Source organism: Myxococcus virescens, from assembly GCF_900101905.1.
Lineage (GTDB): Bacteria > Myxococcota > Myxococcia > Myxococcales > Myxococcaceae > Myxococcus > Myxococcus virescens.
Genome location: NZ_FNAJ01000017.1, coordinates 1 through 20,120, shown reverse-complemented (window position 1 = coordinate 20,120; position 20,120 = coordinate 1). Strand labels below are relative to the sequence as shown.

Here is a 20,120-nt window from a genome sequence, read left to right as displayed (position 1 = left end):
AACACGTTCCACGCCTATGTATGGGTGAAGCGTGCGCCGCGCGCCCACGCCACGCGTTCGTCGATGCGGCGGCTCAACCGGTAGAGCGCCGGACTGAAGCCCATTCGGGGCCAGGCGCGGGAGGCGGCCAGATTGGTTGCGCGCCAATCGGTGACACAGGCGCGGAATCCCATTCGCCTGGCCTCCTCCACGCCGCGCGCGAACAGCGCACGGCCAACGCCGCGGCAGCGAACGTCCTCCCGTGTGACTCCTACCGTGAAGGTGACGCTCTTCGGAGGCGTCAGCAGGTCGTCGGGTGTCTGTTCGGCAGGGCTGAAGATGGCGAACCCGAGCAGCCGTCCATCCTGCTCGGCGAGCCAGATGCGATCGGCTTCGCCCTCAATCAGCTCCGTGTAGTCCTGCGGCCAGTCTTCGGAGAACTCGGGCAGGTACGGCGCGAACACGGGTGACGCGCGCTGGTGCTCGAAGATGTGCCCCGCCATTTCCAGGAGCCGATCCAAATCGTCCATGCCCGCGCGGCGGATCCGGAGGGGGCTGTCCAGGACGCCGGGCCGAAGGTCCACCGGGTCCAGGGCACGGAGCGCGTGGACTTGCTCATGCCCGAAGCCGGCGCCGTACCAGGGCTCGAGCGCGGGACGATCATGGGCTGGGACGAGCGCGGCGTGAACGAAGCAGCCTTCCTGGACCCACTGCGCGGCCAGGGCCGCATACAGGTCGCGGTACACCTCGGGGCTCGTTCCCGGGGCGAGGGCGTGGCCGGGCGCGAACAGCCAGGCCGAGCGCCCCCACGTGGTGTCGATCCGCAGTGTCCCGAGGGCGAAGCCGATGAGCTGCCCATTCTGGAGCGCGGCGAAGCCGCTCGTGCGAGGCCGCTGCCGGAGCGCTTCCAGGATTCGCCGCGCTTCGGTGGCTGACTCGGGCTCACCCGGCAACAGCGGGAGCGCGGCCCGATGGGCACGGTGCCGCAGGGCGAGCAGCGAGGCGGCCGCTTCCAGGTGCTCGTTCGCGAAGGGGACCAGGTTCATGGTCCGAGCTTGTCCCGTCTTCCGTGGACAGTCCATGTTCCCTGGAAGCCATGCCGCGGCCTCACTCCACGGGCTGCGTCAACGCCAGGCGCACCAGTCGCATCGCTTGTTCGAGCAGCTTGGGGTCGTCGGATGGGAAGCGGTAGGGGAACCGGTACCGCGCGCGCAGCGCCGCCACACGTCCGGCGAGCTGCTCCGTCGGCTGCGTCTGGAGGATCGCCGCGACGAAGAGCCCGGCGAGCTCCTCCATGTCGTCGGCCATGAGTCCGTGGTACGTGGGCTCGTTCAGGCCGACCCGGAGGACCGGTTCAGGAATCCCGGGCAGCGATGGATAGGCATTGGTGCGGATGCCCGCGTCGAACAGCCGCTGGCTCGCGGTGAACGCGTCCACGCCGGATGCCCGCGTCCGGACCCAGAGCTGATGGCCGGCCGAGAAGCCGCGTTCCTTGCCGTCAAGCTCCAACCCAAGACGATCGAGCGCGGCGCCGAAGCACCGGGTATTCAGCACCACCTGGGCGGCGTACTGCTCACCCCGGCAGTGCTTGAACTCGAGCAGCGCCAACGCCAGGCTCACCGTCGCGCCGAAGTGGTGGCTGCTCACCATGTACTGCTGGGTTGCTCGGAAGCGCTCGAAGAGCTCCCTCCGGTTGGTGGCGAAGATGGCCTTCTGCGGTCCTGGGAAGGTCTTGTGGGTGGAGCCGCCGAAAGAGTGGGCGCCCTCCGCGAGCGGATTGGGAAGCTGGCGGCCGAGCACCAGACCCATCCAATGGCTTGCGTCGATGTGGAGCAGGGCGTTCGGGGCCTCTCGCTGGACGGCCCGCGCCAGCGGTTCGACGCCCAGGGGAAACAGCGCATTGGACTGATCGATGTAGACGAGCCCCGGCTGGTGGGCCCGCAGCGTCTCGGCGAGCTGTGTCTCGTCCACGGTGTGCGCGTCGGGGCCCGTGGCGTAGCAGACCTTCAACCCCAGCCGGGCGGCGACGCTCGCGGTCGCATAGTGCCCGCCCTGGGCGCGGGACAGCAGCATCACCGTGGAGCCAGGGGGGCCTCCGAGCGCGGACAGCGTCAGCGTCATCAGGTTCAGCCCGGACAGCGCGCGCACGTTGACGAACTCGGCGCCGGCCAGCTCGCGCAGCAGCGGCCTCGCCAGCTCGGTCTCCAGCGAGGACAGTTCTTGTACGCCCCGGAACTCCCAGGGCTCGTCTTCTGCCCCATCATTGAAAAAATAGCGGTGGTGTAGATCGAGCAGCATCGGCAGCTTGGCCAGCGCCGACATGCTGTTCTCGCTCGGCACCATGTTCAGGGTGCGCGCGGCGCGTGTCTCGTGCTGTTCGAGGCGGGTCAGGATCTCTGAGATCTGTTCCAGGTCCACGGACGCTCCTTGAGGCAGTGGCCCGCGAGAACGGCCTCCACTGCGCAATCCTAACGTCATGTGTCAGGCGCGGGTTCGCTTGTGGGGCAGCGAGCGGCACTTGCATGACTTTCCCATGATGGGCACAATCCTGGACTCTCGCAGGAGTTTTCCGGATGAACGTCCGGATGCGCAGACCCACGTCGCGTGAACATTCCGTCCAGACGGCAGCGCGCTTCAGCCATTCCCGGGCGGGCGCTCGGGCTGGGTGGGGAAGCGTTCGAGGCGGTGAGGAATGACGAGGTCGACACCGCAGGTGGGACTCTCTCTTGGGGCCGCTTCATCCTTCCTGCTGCATGAGCAGGTCGCGGAGCAGGCTCGGCGCACGCCGGACGCCATCGCGATCTGGTCCGAAGAGGGGGAGGTGTCCTATGGCGAGTTGGAGGCTCGTGCCAACCGGCTCGCCCACCACCTGAGGCGGCTTGGGGTGGGGCCCGAGTCCATCGTGGGGCTGCACGTCCCACGCTCCATCGACATGGTGGTCGGTGTGCTTGGGATCTGGAAGGCGGCGGGTGCCTATCTTCCGCTCGATCCGGAGTATCCCGCCGAGCGCCTGCGGCTCTTCCTGGCGGACGCACGCGCGGACGTGCTGGTGACCTCCGGCGCTGTGGACGCGCGGTGGGAGTGGGGCGGCGATCGTGTCGTCGATCTACGGCGGGGTGCAGCCCGAATCGCTTCCGAGCCCGATTTCCCGCCCGACAACGGACTCGCCGCCGAGCACCTGGCCTATGTCATCTACACGTCGGGCTCTACCGGGAGCCCGAAGGGCGTGATGGTGACGCACCGGGCGGTGGCCAACCACTTGCGCTGGCGTCAGGCGACGTACCCCCTTGGGGCGGCAGACGCGTTCCTGCAAAAGGCCTCGCTGAGCTTTGACATCTCGGTCTGGGAGATCTTCGCGCCGTTGATCGCTGGCGCGCGCCTGGTGCTGGCCCGGCCGGGCGGGCAGCGGGATGGAGGCTACCTGGCCAGCTTGATCGCGCGGCAGAACGTGTCCGTCGCGCACTTCGGTCCCACGCTGCTTCGGGTGCTGCTGGAGGCGCCAGAGCTGGAGCGCTGCGCATCGCTGCGGCACGTCTTCTGTGGTGGCGAGGTGGTCCCGGTCTCCTTGTGTGAGCAGTTGCTGGCGCGGGTGCCGGCGCGGCTTCACCACCAATATGGGCCGACCGAGGCGACCATCGATGCCTCCTGCTGGGACTGTGTCCCGGGGGAGACGCGCTCCTATGTCCCGATGGGAGCGCCGGTGTCGAATACGCGGCTCCATGTCGTGGACGCGCGGGGTCATCTCGCCGCGCCGGGTGAGGTGGGAGAGCTCTTCATCGGGGGCGTGGGGCTGGCACGGGGATACCTCCGGCGCCCGGACCTCACGGCCGCTGCCTTCGTCCCGGATCCGTTCAGCGAGGATCCAGGCGCGCGGCTGTATCGCACGGGAGATCTCGTCCGACGGATGCCGGATGGGACGCTGCAGTTCCTTGGACGCCGCGATCATCAGGTCAAGGTTCGTGGCTACCGTGTCGAACTGGGCGAGATCGAGGCGGCCCTCGTGGGTCACCCCGGGCTCCGCGAGGCGGTGGTGGTCCATGGCGAAGGGGAGGGCGAGCGCCGACTGGTGGCTTATGTCGTCCCGGCGCGGGATGCCGCGGAGCCGCTCGGGCTCACGGCGCTTCGGGCGTTCCTGGAGCGGTCCTTGCCGGACTACATGGTTCCGGCGGTCTTCGTTCAGTTGGACGGACTTCCCCTGACCCTGACAGGCAAGGTGGACCGTGGCGCGCTTCCCGAGCCATCGGCGTTCAACCGCCTCGTGCCATCAGGCCTTCAGGAGGCGCCGCGGGATTCGCTGGAGGAAAGGCTGTCTCAGCTCTGGGGAGAGGTGCTGCGCGTCGCGCCCCCGGGGCGCCACGCGCACTTTCTGGAGCTGGGGGGGGACTCCATCCTCGCTGTCCGGATTGCTGCCCGTCTCCGCGAGGCGGGTTGCCGGTGCCGGCCCTCCCAGCTCTTCAGCCATCCCACCATCGCGGAGCTGGCCGGGGTGCTGCGCGCGGCCTTGCAGGAACTCCCGGACGGAGGGAAAGCCTCCGCTGTCCCGGAGGACGAGTGGGCCTCATCTGCCGAGTCAGAGCCGTATCCGCTCTCGCCCATGCAGGAGGGAATGCTGTTCCACACGCTGCTCGCGCCCGGTTCGCGCGTGTACCACGAGCAGTTGGAGTTCGAACTTCGCGGTCCGCTCGTTCCGGAGCTCATCGAGCAAGCGTGGTGTGAGGTGGGAGCCCGTCATCCAGGGCTGCGGATGCGCTTCCAGTGGGAAGGGCTCTCCGCTCCACGTCAATTCGAGGCGCGAGAGTTGCCGCCGATCGAGTGGTGGGACTGGCGCTCACAGGAGCCGCTCGCGTTCGAGGAACGGCGCGAGCGTTTTCTCGCCGAGGATCGGGCGCGCGGTTTTTCGCTCACGGACGCGCCGCCGGTGCGCCTGTCGGTGGTCTGGCTGGAGGATGGGCGGTATTGGGCCGTCTGGAGCCTGCACCACCTCGTCTTTGATGGCTGGAGCGCGGCGCTCGTTCTGGGCGAACTCTTCGCCACGTACGCGGCGCTCCGGGCTGGGACCCGCCATGCGCTGCCCCCGGCCCGGCTGTACCGGGATTTCGTGCGATGGGTCCGCTCGCGCGATTTCTCCGCGGAGGCTCCCTTCTGGAGGGAAACGCTGGGCCCTGGCGTCTCTCCAACGCCCTTGTTCGTGGACCGCCGGCCCACCCGCCGCGTGCCGGAGCCGGACGCGGCGCTGCGGCTGGGGCTCGACGCCGGACGGACCGCTCGGCTCAAGGCCCTGGCGGTGCGTCACCGCATCACGCTGAACACGCTTCTGGCGGGAGCGTGGGCCGTGCTCCTGGGGCGCTACAGCGGCCAGCGCGAGGTGATGTTTGGGCTGGCGGTGTCCGGGCGTTCCATTGAACTGGACGGAGTGGAAGGCATCGCCGGGTTGCTGCTCAACACGTTGGCCGTGCGGGTGGAGGTGCCCTCCCAGGCCACCGCCGATGGCTGGCTGCGCACGCTCCAGGCTCGGCTCACCGAGCTCCTTGCTCACGAGCAGACACCACTCGCCGAGGTCCAGCGGTGGTGCGCCGGCAAGCCCGGTGAGGCGCTCTTCGAGAGCCTGCTCGTCTTCGAGAATTACCCCGCGGAGGCGGCGTGCTGGAGCCCGCCGGGCACCGGGCTCGTTGTCGAGCGCCGCTTCGGCGCGGCGCGTGCTCCCTATGCGCTTACGATCACCGCGCGTCCGGGCGAGTCGCTCGAACTCTGGGCCTCCTACGAGCGTGACCGGTTCAGCGACGAGGTGATTCAACGGTTGTTGGGGCACCTGGAGCAGTCACTCTGGGCGCTGGTGGAGGGAGGCTCCAAGGCGCTGGCGTCGCTGGAGTTGCTGCCGGCGGACGAACTGTCGGCGCTGCTGGAGCGAGGCCGAGGACCGCGGGTGGCACCACCGGACGAGGCCGATCTCCCCGCCCTGTTCGAAGCCCAAGCCGCGCGCACTCCGGAGACCGTCGCTGCGGTGTTCCAGGATGAGCGGGTGACGTACCGTGAACTGGACGCGCGCGCGAACCAGCTTGCCCACATGCTGCGAGGGCATGGCGTCGGTCCAGAGGTGCGGGTGGGGCTCTGCCTTCCGCGCTCGCTGGAGCTGCTGGTCGCGGTGCTCGGGGTGCTCAAAGCGGGCGGGGCTTATGTTCCGTTGGATCCAGACTACCCGGCCGAGCGGACGGCCTACGTGATGGCGGACGCGGGCGTGGCCGTGCTGTTGACGCAGTCCTCGGTGCGCGGCCGGCTTCCCGCGGGGCAGGTCCGGTCAATCCTCTTCGATGAAGTGCGCGCCGAGCTGGCCGCGTTGCCCTCCACGCCGCCGCCGCGTCCGACGCTCTCCTCCCGGTTGGCGTACGTCCTCTATACCTCCGGCTCCACCGGGCGTCCCAAGGGCGTGATGGTGACGCACCAGAACGTGCTCAACTTCCTCCAGTCGATGCGGCGCGAGCCGGGGCTGGGGCCCGAGGACGTGGTGCTCGCGCTGACCTCACTCTCCTTCGACATCGCGGGGCTGGAGTTCTTTCTGCCGCTGGCGGTGGGAGCCCGCGTGGAGATTGCTCCGCAGGCGTGGCAACGCGATGGGGCACTCCTGGCCACGGGGTTGAGCAGGTGCGGCGCGAGCGTGCTGCAGGCCACCCCCGCCACCTGGCAGATGCTGTTGCAGGCCGGGCTCCCGGCGGGCCTGCGGCTGCGAGCCTTCTGCGGTGGAGAGGCCATGTCCCGGCCGCTTGCCCGCGCGCTCGGGGACGCGGCCGTGAGCGTCTGGAACCTGTACGGCCCCACCGAGACGACCATCTGGTCCGCGGTGGAGCGCCTCCAGGACGAGGAGGCCGACCCGTCACTCGGACACGCCATCGACAACACGGAGTTGTACGTCCTCGATGCGGGTGGACGCCTGGCGCCGGTGGGCGTCGCCGGCGAGCTGTTCATTGGCGGCGAGGGCGTGGCCCGGGGCTACCTTGGTCAGCCAGCGCTCACGGCGGAGCGCTTCGTTCCGGATCCCTTCTCGGCCCGGCTGGGGGCGCGCCTGTACCGCACGGGCGATCTCGTCCGCTGGCGGGAGGGCGGGGGGCTCGAGTTCCTTGGGCGCATCGACCATCAGGTGAAGGTGCGTGGCCACCGCATCGAGCTGGCGGAGATCGAGACGACGCTCTCAGGGCATCCGGCGGTGGAGCAGGCGGTGGTCGTTGCCCGGGTGCACGCGGCAGAGGATGTGCGGCTGGTGGCCTACTTCATCCCGGGGACGGGTCAGGATGGGAGGGATGTGCCGGCGCTGCGCCAGTGGCTCTCGGAGCGGTTGCCTGGGCCCATGGTGCCCACCGTGTTCATCCCGCTGGCCTGCTTCCCGTTGACGCCGAACGGCAAGGTTGATCGCCGCGCATTGCCAGCTCCGGATTGGGGGGCCGCGCCACGGGGAGCGGGGGCGTCTGTCCCACCGCGGAGCGCTACCGAGCGCGCCGTGGCGGAGCTCTGGCGCGAGCTGCTGGGGGGGAGTGCGGTCTCCGGCGTGTTCGACAGTTTCTTCACGGTGGGCGGACACTCGTTGCTGGCGGTCCGGTTCGCCATGCGGGCGCGCACGACCTTCAGGGTCGAGCTGCCGCTTCAGGCGCTGCTCGAACAGCCGACCATCGCGGGGATGGCAGCGGTCATCGACGCCGCGTTGGAGCGCTCGCCGGTTCCGAAAGGGGAGGCGGAGGCGGATCCGCTGGCCGACGCCGTGCTGCCACCCGGGATCGAACCTCGTGGCGCGATGCCCGCGCGGCCTCGCCCCCCTCGGCACCTCCTGCTGACTGGCGCGACCGGCTTCGTGGGGGCCTTCCTGTTGAAGGAGTTGCTGGAGCGGCTGCCCGCGCGCATCCACTGCCTCATCCGCGCGGCTGGGCGCGAGGAGGCGGGGGCCAGGCTGGAACGAAAGCTCCGCGCCTATGGGCTCTGGGAGGATCGCTTCCGGGAGCGGATTGAACCTGTTGCGGGAGATCTGGCGGAGCCCGGGCTGGGGCTCTCGTCCGCGCAGTTCGAAGCACTTGCCGGGCGGATCGACGCCATCTACCACTGCGGCGCGGTGGTGAGCTTCCTCTACCCATACCGGGAGATGAGGGCGCCCAACGTGCAAGCGACGCAGGCGCTTCTGGAGCTTGCGTGCCGGGGCCGGCCGAAAGTGTTCCACCACGTGTCCACGCTGTCCGTCTTCCCGCCGCATCTTCGCCAGGGAGGGGGCCTGCTCGCGGAGGATGATGCCATCGAGGGCGCGACGGGCTTTCGCACCGGCTATGCCCAGAGCAAATGGGTGGCGGAGCGGTTGGTGGCGCAGGCCCGTAGCCGGGGCATGCAGGTCGCCATCTACCGTTTGGGCAACGTGACCGGCCACAGCCAGACGGGCGTCTGGAATACCACCGACTTCGTCACCCGGAGCCTGAAGAGCTTCATCCAACTCGGCAGCATGCCGGTGTTGGATGGCACGCTGGATCTGCTGCCGGTGGATTTCGTGGCGAAGGCGATCGTGCACCTCTCGCGAGAGCCCGAGTCCTCCGGGAGGACGTTCCATCTGAGTCACCCGCGCCCGGTGTCAGCCGGGCTGCTGCGGGGGTGGCTGGAGACGTTGGGCTATTCGCTGCGGAGCCTGTCGCAGACCGAGTGGCTCGATGAGTTGCGGCGGGAGACCGAGCGTCGGGACCACAACGCGCTGTTCGCGCTCGCTCCGCTGATTGGAGCGCGGGAGGCGCCGGGCGGCGCGGGGCCCCTGCGGCTCTTTTCATCCTGGGGACGCGTGGATCACCGGAACACGCGCGCGGGATTGGAGGGCAGTGGCATCGAATGCCCGCTGGTGGACGAGTCCCTTTTCCGCACCTACTTCAAGTACTTCGTCGAGAGCGGCTTCCTTCGTGCGCCTGGAGCCTGAGCGCCGGCCCACGCCGGCCGGGGCTCTACCGCCTAGTCGGACACCTCTGGAGGCAGCATGTCCTGGCAGCGCCGGATGCCCCGCTGGGCCTCCACGAGCTGCGGATGGTCGCGCTTCAGGGCGCGATAGAGGGTGATGGCCGTCTCGCAGTTGCCGTCGTTCTCCAGGGCGCGGGCGCGGGCCATGCGCTTCGAGGCGTCCTCCACCTTGCCCGCGAGCGCCGCCAGCTCGGGCTCGACGGCCTCCAATCCCAGGCTCCGTGCCTGGGCCAGCCGTTTCATCGCGCTGTCCAGCCGGCCTTCGTTGAAGTCATTGCCGATGTCGATGGCCTGTCCCGCCGCGAGCACCTTGAGCTGCCGGGTCGCGACATCGTCGGGCGCCGTCTCCACCCTCCCGGTGGTGGCGTGAGGTGAGGCTCCGGCCTCATTGGCGGGGGGCGCCGGTTGCGTCGGGGAGGCGACTGGAACCAGGGTTCCCTCGTTGACGGCGTCGCCGCTCCCGCCCCGGATGGCCACGAGGCCCACGCCGCCCAGGAGCAGGACGCCCGCGATGCCCAGCCCCACCACCGTGCTGGACTTCGAGCGCTTCGGCGCCGCGTAGGGAGAGGCCGCGTGCGCCGTCTTGTTGAAGCCCTCCGCGCCTACCCGGAGCCCGGAGGGCGCGGCGGGCTGGGTCAGTGGAATGGGCGCGGTGCCTGTCACCGGCGCGGCCTCCGCCGGGGCGGCGCGGACCAGGGTGGCCTCGGAGCCTTCCGTGCCAAAGAGGAGCGTGGCCGGTCGCGCTGGTTCGAGGCCACCGCCGGTGATGGCGGGGTTGATGCCACTGACGGCGCGCCGGCTGGTGAGGGTGGGCAGCGCGTTGACCAGGTCCGACGCGAAGGCCTCCATGGTGGCGTAGCGCTCCTCGCGGCGCTTCGCGGTGGCCTTCTGGATGACGGCGTCGACAGCTGGATGTTGGAGGTCCGCCGTCACCTGCGCCAGTCGTGGCATGGGCTGGTGGACCTGCTTCTGCATGATTTCGGAGACGCTGTTGCCGTCAAAGGGCTGCTGACCGGTGAGCAGCTCGAAGAGGACGATGCCCACCGCGTACACGTCGGCGCGGGCGTCCACGTCCAGGCCCATGGCCTGCTCGGGGGACATGTAGCGCGGCGTGCCGGCCACCGAGCCCTGGATGGTGAGCCGTGTCGCGCCGTCGGTGATTCGGGCGATGCCGAAGTCCAGCACCTTCACATGCCAGCCGCGCATGCCCTGCCGGACCATGATGTTCTCCGGCTTGAGGTCGCGGTGGATGACCTGGCGCGCGTGGGCATAGGCGAGCACGTCCGCCACCTGGAGGACGATGTCCACGGCCTCGTCGAGCGCGAGCCGGCCACACGTGGCGAGCAGACTCTTGAGGTCATCCCCCTCCACGTACTCCATGGAGATGTAGAGGCTGCCTTCCTCGTCCTGCCCGAAGTCGTGCAGCGTCACCGCGTTGGGGTGGGCCACCCGCGCGTAGCTCTTGGCTTCGTTGAGGAAGCGGCGGGCCACGTCCGGGTCCATGGACAGGCCGCTGTTGAGGAACTTCATCGCCACCTGCTGGCCGATGCCCACCTGTTCGGCCAGGTACACCGAACCCATGCCGCCCTGGCCCAGCCGCCGGAGGATGCGGAAGCGGCCCGCCACGACACGGCCGAGCATCCGGTCCACGGCCGGCGCCACCGTCAGCAGCTCGGTGCCACCACAGGCCAGACAGGCGCCGTCCCACTTCTCATGCTGGGTCTCGCACCGCTGGCAGATGAAGAGCGACATGGTGTCCTTGCAGGGCAGGAGGGGAGGGGACCGCGGTCAGCGCGTGGCCGGGGCGTAGCGCTGGAAGAGGATGCGCTCCAACTCGCGAGCCCCCGCCTCGGGGGACTTCCGCTGGGCGGAGGCCGCGCGCAGCACGTCCGTGCGCGCATCTTGCGGCAGGTCCGTCTCCAGCACCGTCAGCGCGCCGTCCAAATCTCCGGCGCGCTGGAGCGCGGCAGCGCGCCACACGCGGTACTCGGTGCGCTCGGGCGCCGCGGATGCGGCCTTCGCGAACAGGCGCTGCGCCCCGGCGGAGTCTCCACTCTGGAGCGCCGCGAGCCCGTCCAGGAAAGGCGCCTGGGCAGCGGCCTTGGCGGACGGCTCCCCCGTGTCGCGAGCCAGGTCGAAGAGCGCGCCGGACTCCCGCAGGCGCGCCGGGGGGAGGGCTTCACCGGCCAGGGCCCGCTGGTGCAGGTCGTCGGTGGTGGCCTGGGAGGCCGCGCTCAGCCGCGCGGCCATGTCTCCCAGGTCCGTGCCCAGGTAGCCCTCTGACACCAGCGTGCGCAGCGTCTCGCCCGCGGCGCCGGGGCCGACCAGCCGGCCTTCCTCCAGCGCGGCGAAGAAGCCGGCCTTCAGCTCCACGTGCCGGGCCGTCATGTCGGGCGGCACCTTGTTGCGCTTCTTGCGGCGCGCGGCCTTCAGCTTGCGCTCGCACAGGGCCAGCTCGCGCTGCGCCTTGGTGCGGTCCTGGATGTCCGGCGCGCTGCGCACGTAGGCGCGGTAGGCGGCGCAGGCACCGGGGACGTCCTTGGCCCCCATACGCGCGCGGGCAAGGCCCAGGTAGGCGGGCAGCAGGGACGGGTTGGCGCGCGTGGCCTGGAGCAACACCTCCGCCGCGTCCTTGTGCTTGCGCTTGTTGTAGAGGCGGGTGCCCTCGGCCAGCAGCGCATCGCCACGGCCGACGGAGGGCCCCACCAGGGGCTCGGCCAGGGACAGGCCACACGTCAGCAGCACACAGGCCCACGTCAGGCGCCGCAGGTCAGAACGCATAGCCCAGCCCTCCGCGAATGTTGCTCGTTCCGGCAATCTTCTTCAGCAGCGTGAAGCTGTGCTGGTACGCGACGGAGGCGTACAGGCCCTCGTATACGAAGATGCGCGCGGTGGCCTGTCCGGACGCGTGCAGGTCCAGCGCGTAGAGGCCGTCCTTGAAGATGGCCGCGTCACCCGCGCGTTCCTTCACCAGCAGTCCTCGGCCCTCCAGTCCCACCTGGAGGGCGAAGGACACGGGCCCGAGCACGTAGCGCAGCTGCGGCTGGAGCGCGCGCAGCGACACCGCCTGCACCTGCGTGTCCAGCGACGACACGCCGTCCGGCCCCGCGCCGCCCACGCCAGGCGGTACGTCGATGCCCAGCGTCCAGGTGTCGCCCGTGGAGGCGTAGGTGGCGCCCACCAGCATGACGCCGAAGAACTGGCCATAGCGGCCGTACTCGACGCCCACGCCGCGCAGGTTGCGCGAGCCCGGCGCGCGCACGTCCCGGGTGCGCAGGCTCTCCAGCTCCTCCGAGGTGCTCAGCGGCTGGGACGCCAGCGACGTGCCCGTGAGGCGCTGCATCTCGAACGAGGCCTCCAGGTAGCTTTGCCGCGCCATGGTGGCTTCCTTGCGGCGGCGCATGGCCAGCTTGAAGGACTGCATGGAGGTGGGCGTCAACGCGTGCTCCAGCGTGTATGTCTCGCCGGGCGCGATCTCCGCCTTCACCTCGTGGGGCTCGTAGCCGTCCAGCGTCAGCGACACCCTGCGCGTGCCGGGCTGGATGCCCTGGTCCACCGCGGTGGTCCCCACCGGCTGGCCGTCCACGCGAATCTCCGCGCCCTCTGGCTGCGCCTTCACCACCAGCCGCGCGGGCACCTTCTCCAGAGCGGCGTCCAGCTTCACCTGCTGGCGCGAGCTCAGCACGCGCGTCTCTTCCTTCGGAAGGTGCGAAGCCAGCTCGAAGCGGAAGGTGTGCTCACCCGGCAGCACCTCCGTGGTGAAGGGCGTGGCGCCCACCTTCACGCCGTCGATGAAGACGGTGGCCCCCGCGGGCGTCGTCTCCGCCACCACCGTGGCATTGAGCGACAGGAACTTCACCAGCACGCCGGCCAGGGCCTTCTCGAACGCGGGGTTCGCCGTCTCCGCCTGACCCCGGGCGCCCGTGCCGGTCCGGATGCTGACGGCGCGGAAGCGGTAGCCGGCGTCGTCCTGGCCCACCTGCACCAGCACCACGCGCTCCAGGCCCAGTGACTCAAGGTACGCCTCCAGCGGCTCCCGGCAGCGCGCCTCGCCGGATACGCAGCGCAGGTCGCCGCCCTGGCCCTTCAGGTGCATGGCCAGGGCGCCCCGGCCGATGAGCTGCTCCGCCTGCACGTCCTGCGGTATCAGCGCGGCAATCCCTTCCTCGGTGCGTTGCAACAACGCGTCCTGTCCTGGGTACAGGGCCTGGACGAGCCACAGCGTTTGCGAAGGGGTGGGGGCCTGGGTGTCCGGAGGCATTCCGGGTGCGGCGCCGGCGCTCAGCGCCAGGCTGACACTCAGGAGACAGGAGACGAACATGGCGTCCTCGGGGGAGAGGGCCGCGGCGGAACCGACCGGCGGCCCCCGTCCAAGGTGTACGCCAATGAACGCTCTCCTGCCTAGGGGGGAGGTCCGAGAACAGAGGGATTTCAGGGAAGCCGCCTTCCAGGGGCTTCCTGCTCGCCTGCCCTCCGGCCGCATGCAGGGAAGCTGGGGGCTGGAGGTCGCCTGGGGTGTGGGGAATGCGCATCGTTCCCCCGGTCGCGGCACCTCCGAGGAGGCGGAATGGTTCTCCCTGGCAAGGGAATGGGCTGGAAGAAGTTCTTTCTGGCGCTGAAGGACGAGTGGACGCGCGACGAGGTGGGGGACGTCGCTGGCGCGCTCACCTTCCGGATGATTCTGGCGCTGTTCCCATTCCTGCTGTTCCTGGTGTCGCTGGCGGGGCTCCTCATCGAGCCCGCCCAGGCCCAGGTGCTCATCCAGGAGCTGGCGCGGGTGGCGCCCCGGGAAGTGACGTCCATTCTGAGCGAGCGCATCGAGGCGCTGGCGAACAGCCGGCCGGTGGGGCTGCTGACGGTGGGCGGTGTCGGCGCCGTCTGGGCGGCCTCCGCGGGCGTGGTGGCGCTGATGACGGCGCTCAACAAGGTCTACGGCGTGACGGAGTCGCGTCCCATCTGGAAGCTGCGCGGCATCGCGCTGCTGGTGACACTGGGCGGAGCGGCGGTGGCCATCTTCGCGGCGTTCGCGGTCGTCGTTACGCCCGTCATCGCTGGCAAGCTCCCCGGCGGGTTGGGCACCGTGCTCATGTGGCTGCGGCTCCCGGTCGCGGGCCTGCTGATGATGTTCCTGTGGGCGGTGCTGTACTACGTGCTGCCGGACGTGAATCAGAAGTTCCGATTCATCACCCCGGGCTCGGTGGTGGGCGTGCTCATCTGGGTGTTCGCGTCGTGGGGCTTCTCCCAGTATGTGGCCAACTTCGGCAAGTACGACGTCAACTACGGCGCCATCGGCGGTGTCATCGTCATGCTGCTGTGGATGTGGATCTCCGCGCAGGTCATCCTGCTGGGCGCGGAAATCAACGCCATCCTCGAGCACCGTTCCCCGGACGGAAAGGCGCCGGGCCAGAAGGACCCGGAGCAGGGCAAGGCACTGACCGCCACCAAGACGGAGCTGGAGGCGGGAGGCGCGTCGCTTCCGGGCGCTCCGGGCTTCCAGCCCGTGGTGGACCCGGTGACGGGCCGGCCCCTGGATGGCCCGCCGTCCGCTCCACCCAGGCTGCGTGACACGCCGCTCGCGGCGGCCCTCAAGTGGACCGTGGGCATGGGCCTGGGGTTGTTCCTGCTGCGCAAGTCGGCCCCCCGGTAGACGGTCCTTCTTTCCCCAGTGACGCCGGGGCGTTCGCGCGTGACGACGGGTGGCTTTTGACTCGCGGCACCAGGGTCAGTGGTGGCCGGCGGACTGCTCCGGTGTGCTCTGCGCCTATCCGGATGCGTGGTACATCTCAGTGGACTGGACCCCGGCCTTCGGTACGCCGGGGCTGGCCATGTCGTTGGGGCGATACGGGCAGGGGGACACGGACTCGGCGAGTGACTGGTCGGTGCGCATGTCCTCGTTCGGCTACGTCAACCCGATGCCGTAGCTCGCGCCAGACGGCGCAACGACAATCGCCGCCTCGCCCCGGGAGCGCATCCCCGGGCCGGGCGGCGATTCGTGTTTCTGGCCGGTGTCGGAGGGACTACCGGCGGCGCGCGGCGACGTCGGAGTGCTTCTCCACGAACTCCGAGTAGGGTCCGTTGAAGTCGAGCACCTCCTGGCCCGCCTGGAGCGACCAGATGCGGGTGGCCACCTCGGAGATGAGCTCCTGGTCGTGCGTGACGACGATGACCGTGCCCTCGTACTTCTGGAGGCCTTCGGCCAGCGCGGCGATGGACTCGAGGTCCAGGTGGTTGGTGGGCTCGTCGAGCACCAGCACGTTGTCCTGCATGATCATCAGCTTGGACAGGAGCAGCCGCACCGTCTCACCACCGGAGAGGGTGTCGGTGTTCTTCATCCGCTCCTCACCGGAGAAGAGCATCCGGCCCAGCACGCCGGAGATCTCCTCGTTGGTGAGCTTGTCGTGGAGGTCACGCAGCCAGCCGAAGCAGGTGGTGCCCTTGCGCACGACGCCGTGGTGGTCCTGCGGCAGGTAGCCCACGGAGGCCTGGTGGCCCCAGCCAATCTTCCCGCCGTCCGGCTCCAACTGGCCGGCAATCATCTTCACCAGCGTGGACTTGCCCACGCCGTTGCGGCCGATGACGCAGACCTTCTCGCCCTTGCAGACCAGGGCGTTGAAGGGCTTGATGACCTCCTGGCCGTCGAAGGACTTGTGGATGCCTTCGACCATCAGCGTCTGCTTGCCGCTGACCACCTTCTGGTCGAAGCGGATGAACGGGCGCGCGATGTTGGAGCGCTTGAGGTCGTCCGACTTCAGCTTGTCGATCTGCTTGATGCGGCTCTGCACCTGTGAGGCGCGGGTGCCGGCGTGGAAGCGCGCGACGAAGTCCTGGAGCTGGGCAATCTTCTTCTTCTTCTCCGCCGTCTCGGACTCGACGCGGCTGCGCACCTGCGCCTTCTGCCGGACCATGTCGTCATACCCACCGGGGTAGTGGATGATGGTCTCGTAGTCGATGTCCGCGATGTGCGTGCAGATGGCGTTGAGGAAGTGCCGGTCGTGGCTGATGGTGATGAGCACGCCCTCGTAGTCGTGGAGGAAGCTCTCCAGCCAGCGGATGGAGTCGATGTCCAGGTTGTTCGTGGGCTCGTCGAGGAGCAGGCCTTCCGGCTTGCCGAACAGCGCCTGCGCGAGCAGCACGCGGAGCTTGAGGCCGCCGGTGAGCTGCTTCATGGGCTCTTCGTGGGAGGCCTGGTCGATGCCAAGGCCCGCCAGCAGGGTGGCCGCGTCGCTCTCCGCCGAGTAGCCGTCCTCCTCGGCGATGACGCCCTCCAGGTCGCCCAGCCGGTTGCCGTCCTCCTCGGTGATGTCGGACTTGGCCAGCAGCTCGTTCTTCTCGGACATGGCCGCCCACAGGGCACGGTTGCCCATGAGCACCACGTCGAGGACGCGGTTGTCCTCGTAGCGGAAGTGGTCCTGGCGCAGGATTCCCAGCTTGCGAGGCCGGACGATGTTGCCCATGTCCGCTTCCTCGTCCCCGGCGAGGATCTTCATGAACGTGGACTTCCCGGCCCCGTTCGGACCGGTCAGGCCGTAGCGGCGGCCCGGCGAGAACGTGACGTTGACGTCCTCGAAAAGCTTCTTGGGCCCGTAGGCCTTGGAGACGTTGATGACGTTGAACATGGCGGCGGCGTTGTAGCGGAAATGGTGCGGTGGGCCAAAGCGGCGACGTGTTTCGCGTTCTGCAGGAGACCGCGAGGACTCCATGTAACCGCTGGGAAGGCGGGAGAATGCCGCCCCGGTGTCGACTTCAGGCCCCGGAAGCGGCGGCGGAGGACGTGAGATGCCCGGAGGCCGACGGCGTTCCGCCTTGGACGGAATGCCAGGATGCCTGTACGGCTGTCCAGGAGGGCAGGGGGCCCGGATGGCGGGTGGGGGAGCGGGCAGGGCAGATGGATGCGGTGCCTGCCGGGCATGACGGGTATAAGGGCCGGCCCATGGCCGTTCGTTTCGAGCTCCTCACCACCGACCCCACGGGCGCGCGTGCAGGCATCCTGCACACACGCCGGGGTTCCTTCAAAACCCCCATGTTCATGCCGGTGGCCACCCACGCGGGCTTCCGGCACCTGGCCATGGAGGAGGTGAAGGAGGCGGGCGCCAGCATCCTGCTGGCCAACACCTACCACCTGATGCTCCGGCCGGGCGCGGAGGTCTTCAAGCGCTTCGGCGGCATCCACCCCTTCATGCAATGGGATGGGGGCGTGCTCACCGATTCGGGCGGCTTCCAGATCTTCTCCCTGCCGGAGGACCGGCTCATCACGGAGAAGGGCGCCCACTTCCGCAGCTTCTACGACAACAGCCGGCAGCTCCTCAGCCCCGAGTCGAGCATCGCCATGCAGCAGGCCATCAACTCGGAAATCATGATGGTGCTGGACGTGTGCATCGACTCGCGGACCGACGAGGCCGGCACGCGCGAGGCCATGGAGCGCACCCACCGCTGGGCGGTGCGCAGCCTGGAGGCGAAGGCGGCGCGGGACACGGGGCAGGCGATGTTCGGCATCGTCCAGGGCGGCGTGTTCCCTCACCTGCGTGACGAGAGCGCGGACTTCCTGACGAAGCTGCCTTTCGACGGCTTCGCCATTGGCGGTCTGGCCGTGGGCGAGACGAAGGTGGAGCGCGAGTCCATGACGTTGCGCGCCACCGCGTCCCTGCCCGCCGACAAGCCGCGCTACCTGATGGGCGTGGGCACGCCCACGGACCTGGTGGAAGCCGTGCTGCGTGGTGTGGACATGTTCGACTGCATCATCCCCACCAAGATGGCGCAGCAGGGGTATGCGTACACGTTCAGCGGGCTCGTCCGCATCTCCCGCAGCGTGTTCCGCCTCTCCGACGAGCCGCTGGACGCGGAGTGCGACTGCTACGTGTGCAAGCGCTACACGCGCGGCTACCTGCAGCACCTGATGCGGGGCAAGCACCACCTGGGCTCGCGCTTCCTGTCCGTGCACAACGTCCGGCACTACCAGAAGCTGATGGGGCGCATCCGCGAGGGCATCCTCGGTGGTACGTACGCGCAGGTGTACCGCGAGCTGAAGGCGGCCATCGCCACGCCCAAGGACTTGAAGGACGAGGCCAACGCGCGCGAGGTGACGCTGAAGGAGGTCGGGTGAGCACCGCACCCGAAGCCAACCCGCGCGACGGCGACTTCGAGCTCATCACCCTGCGCAATGGCGCTCGCGCCGTGCGGCACCTGGGCCATGGCGAGGTGATGCACCCCTCCGTGGGGCCGTGGCAGGAAGCGCTGCGCCTCTATGTGGAGCAGGCACGGCTGGCGGACCGGCTGCGCCAGCCCGGGCCGCCGCTGGTGATTCATGACGTGGGGCTGGGCGCCGCCACCAACGCGGTGGCCGCGCTCACCTGCGCCAGGAGTCTGGGCGCGGAGCAGCGCCGGCTGCTGGAGGTGGTCAGCTTCGAGGTGGACCTGGCTCCGCTGCGACTGGCGCTGGCGGACGCCGAGGGCTTTCCCTTCCTCCAGCCGTTTCGTGACGCGGCGGAGGCGCTGATGCGCGACGGGGTGTGGGAGGCGGAGGGGTTCCGCTGGCGACTGCTGCTGGGGGACGCGGTGCCTCACCTGGACGGCGCGCTGCCCGTGGCGGACCTCGTCTACTTCGACCCGTTCTCTCCGGCGTCCAATCCGGACATGTGGACCGAAGCGGTGCTGGCCCGCGTGCGCCGGCATTGCCGCGAGGACGGGGAGGGGACGTTGCTGCTCACGTACAGCGCGGCCACGCCCACGCGGGTGACGCTGCTGCTGGCCGGGTTCTTCGTGGGCGCGGGTGTGTCGACGGGGACGAAGGGCGAGACGACGGTGGGCGCCTCGCGGCGTGAGTCGCTGGAGGCGCCGCTCGGTGAGCGGTGGCTGGAGCGATGGAAGCGCTCGTCGTCCCGGGCGCCGCATGGTGGGCAGCTCACGCCCGACATCGAGGCGCGCGTGCTGGCGCACCTGCAGTGGCGGTGACGGGCCGGCCCGCAGGGTGCCCTTCGGCACGCCACGCTGTGTGGCTCGGCACGGCGTTGGGTCGGGTTTCCGGGGCGGGTGCTGCTTCCGCCTCTGCGTGCGGGCTCCGAGTGACGGAAGACATTCGCCGCGGTCCGGGTTAATCGACCGGACATGCACGACGCCCTTCAGATGGAGGACTGGGGCGGCACCGGTCCGGTGCTGCACCTGGCCCACGCCAACGGCTTTCCTCCGGGGTGCTACCGCAAACTCATCGAGCACCTGAAGCCGCGCTACCGCGTCTTCACGCTTCGCACGCGATGCCTCGTTCCGGGCTCCGACCCGCGCGAGCTGCGGACCTGGGATGACATGGCGGATGACCTGATTCACGCCCTGCGTGCGTACGGCGTGCAGGGTGTCGTGGGCGTGGGGCACAGCATGGGCGGCGTGGCGACGCTGCTGGCCTCCGCGAAGGCGCCTGCGCTCTTCCGGGCCGTGGTGGCGTTGGACCCGGTGTTGTTCACGGGGGCGCGGGAATGGGCGCTCCGTGCCTTGACGCTGCTCGGGCTGCGAAGCCGCGTGCCGCCCGCGAGTCTGGCGCGGCGGCGGCGTGAGTCGTGGGGCGCTCGTGAAGAGGCCGCGCGAAGCTACGGCAAGAAGCCGCTGTTCGCGCGCTTCGACCCGGAGTGCTTCCAGGACTACATCACCCACGGCCTCACCGAGGCCCCGAGCGGCGGCTTCCGGCTGACCATCCCCAAGGCCTGGGAGGCGCGTGTCTTCGAGACGTCTCCGAAGGATGTCTGGCGCGAGCTGGGCACTGTGAACGTCCCGTCACTGGTGATTCGCGGCGGTGAGTCCGACACGCTGACGCGCGACGCGCTGGCGCGGGCCCGCCTCACCTTGAATGATCCCCAGACGGAGGAGCTTCCCGGCACGGGGCACCTCTTCCCGCTGGAGCAGCCGGAGCGATGCGCCCAGCGCATCGTCACGTTCCTCGATGGCCTGGAAACGGCCCGCGCGGCTGCCAGGGCCGCGCGTTGAACCACTGGGGCGGGTGCTGACATGTCCGGCGCCGATGGCCTCCAGGGGCGCTGACTGGACCCCTCCGGAGCGACCATGCGAGGTCGCTGTTCGGAAATGTCGGGACTTTTGTCGGCGGTCTCAACCGGTGAACGCACCAGTCAGGATGCGCTGAAGGCGAGCGCATCCGGGAGAGGTGCCCGGTGGAGAGTCGAGGCAAGCTCGGC

The 20,120-nt window shown here is 69.5% G+C and carries 12 protein-coding genes; 6 read left to right on the top strand and 6 right to left on the bottom strand.

From position 1 onward, the window contains the following. Positions 1 to 14 precede the first annotated feature (14 nt). A complete protein-coding gene (locus BLU09_RS31690) occupies positions 15 to 1,025 on the bottom strand; it encodes a GNAT family N-acetyltransferase (protein ID WP_244172198.1) in 1,011 nt (336 codons plus the stop codon). 61 nt (positions 1,026 to 1,086) lie between these two features. Next, positions 1,087 to 2,397: a PLP-dependent aminotransferase family protein gene (locus tag BLU09_RS31685; protein ID WP_090494189.1), complete on the bottom strand. Its 1,311-nt coding sequence runs from the start codon at positions 2,395 to 2,397 to the stop codon at positions 1,087 to 1,089. 274 nt (positions 2,398 to 2,671) lie between these two features. Here BLU09_RS31685 and BLU09_RS31680 point away from each other — a divergent pair, with 274 nt between their 5' ends. After that, positions 2,672 to 8,908, top strand: coding sequence for a non-ribosomal peptide synthetase (locus BLU09_RS31680; protein WP_244172197.1), 6,237 nt, complete (start codon positions 2,672 to 2,674; stop codon positions 8,906 to 8,908). A gap of 32 nt (positions 8,909 to 8,940) precedes the next feature. Here BLU09_RS31680 and BLU09_RS31675 read toward each other — a convergent pair whose 3' ends face one another. The 3 genes from BLU09_RS31675 to BLU09_RS31665 are packed head-to-tail and all read right to left on the bottom strand — an operon-like array spanning position 8,941 to position 13,267. Next, positions 8,941 to 10,698: a serine/threonine protein kinase gene (locus BLU09_RS31675; protein ID WP_090494185.1), complete on the bottom strand. Its 1,758-nt coding sequence runs from the start codon at positions 10,696 to 10,698 to the stop codon at positions 8,941 to 8,943. 36 nt (positions 10,699 to 10,734) lie between these two features. After that, positions 10,735 to 11,727, bottom strand: a complete 993-nt coding sequence (locus BLU09_RS31670; RefSeq protein WP_090494183.1) for a tetratricopeptide repeat protein — start codon at positions 11,725 to 11,727, stop codon at positions 10,735 to 10,737. Further along, complete coding sequence (locus tag BLU09_RS31665) at positions 11,717 to 13,267, bottom strand: PEGA domain-containing protein (RefSeq protein WP_244172196.1); 1,551 nt, start codon at positions 13,265 to 13,267, stop codon at positions 11,717 to 11,719. Before BLU09_RS31665 ends, BLU09_RS31670 begins: the two co-directional genes overlap by 11 nt. 246 nt (positions 13,268 to 13,513) lie before the next feature. Between BLU09_RS31665 and BLU09_RS31660 the strand changes: the two genes are divergently transcribed. After that, on the top strand, positions 13,514 to 14,593 hold the full coding sequence (locus BLU09_RS31660) for a YihY/virulence factor BrkB family protein (protein WP_090494179.1): 1,080 nt from the start codon (positions 13,514 to 13,516) through the stop codon (positions 14,591 to 14,593). A 49-nt stretch (positions 14,594 to 14,642) separates the two neighbouring features. Next, on the top strand, positions 14,643 to 14,867 hold the full coding sequence (locus BLU09_RS31655; RefSeq protein WP_244172195.1) for a hypothetical protein: 225 nt from the start codon (positions 14,643 to 14,645) through the stop codon (positions 14,865 to 14,867). A gap of 96 nt (positions 14,868 to 14,963) precedes the next feature. On the opposite strand, the gene BLU09_RS31650 is transcribed toward BLU09_RS31655, so the two are convergent. After that, positions 14,964 to 16,562 carry an ABC-F family ATP-binding cassette domain-containing protein gene (locus BLU09_RS31650; protein ID WP_090494177.1) on the bottom strand — a complete coding sequence of 533 codons (1,599 nt, stop codon included), beginning with the start codon at positions 16,560 to 16,562 and terminating at the stop codon, positions 14,964 to 14,966. Between the two features lie 314 nt (positions 16,563 to 16,876). Here BLU09_RS31650 and tgt point away from each other — a divergent pair, with 314 nt between their 5' ends. The 3 genes from tgt to BLU09_RS31635 all read left to right on the top strand — a co-directional run bounded on the left by tgt (position 16,877) and on the right by BLU09_RS31635 (position 19,914). Continuing rightward, entirely contained in the window at positions 16,877 to 18,046 is a 1,170-nt protein-coding gene (gene tgt / locus BLU09_RS31645; protein ID WP_090494175.1) for a tRNA guanosine(34) transglycosylase Tgt, read from the top strand. Then, on the top strand, positions 18,043 to 18,894 hold the full coding sequence (locus tag BLU09_RS31640) for a tRNA (5-methylaminomethyl-2-thiouridine)(34)-methyltransferase MnmD (protein WP_090494173.1): 852 nt from the start codon (positions 18,043 to 18,045) through the stop codon (positions 18,892 to 18,894). Before tgt ends, BLU09_RS31640 begins: the two co-directional genes overlap by 4 nt. A 153-nt stretch (positions 18,895 to 19,047) precedes the next feature. Next, positions 19,048 to 19,914, top strand: a complete 867-nt coding sequence (locus tag BLU09_RS31635; RefSeq protein WP_090494171.1) for an alpha/beta fold hydrolase — start codon at positions 19,048 to 19,050, stop codon at positions 19,912 to 19,914. Positions 19,915 to 20,120 lie beyond the last annotated feature (206 nt).

Coding starts and splice junctions, on each gene's coding strand:
- BLU09_RS31690 (WP_244172198.1), bottom strand. CDS start 1,025: ATGAACCTGGTCCCCTTCGCGAACGAGCACCTGGAAGCGGCCGCCTCG.
- BLU09_RS31680 (WP_244172197.1), top strand. CDS start 2,672: ATGACGAGGTCGACACCGCAGGTGGGACTCTCTCTTGGGGCCGCTTCA.
- BLU09_RS31675 (WP_090494185.1), bottom strand. CDS start 10,698: ATGTCGCTCTTCATCTGCCAGCGGTGCGAGACCCAGCATGAGAAGTGG.
- BLU09_RS31670 (WP_090494183.1), bottom strand. CDS start 11,727: ATGCGTTCTGACCTGCGGCGCCTGACGTGGGCCTGTGTGCTGCTGACG.
- BLU09_RS31665 (WP_244172196.1), bottom strand. CDS start 13,267: ATGTTCGTCTCCTGTCTCCTGAGTGTCAGCCTGGCGCTGAGCGCCGGC.
- BLU09_RS31660 (WP_090494179.1), top strand. CDS start 13,514: ATGGTTCTCCCTGGCAAGGGAATGGGCTGGAAGAAGTTCTTTCTGGCG.
- BLU09_RS31650 (WP_090494177.1), bottom strand. CDS start 16,562: ATGTTCAACGTCATCAACGTCTCCAAGGCCTACGGGCCCAAGAAGCTT.
- tgt (WP_090494175.1), top strand. CDS start 16,877: ATGGCCGTTCGTTTCGAGCTCCTCACCACCGACCCCACGGGCGCGCGT.
- BLU09_RS31635 (WP_090494171.1), top strand. CDS start 19,048: ATGCACGACGCCCTTCAGATGGAGGACTGGGGCGGCACCGGTCCGGTG.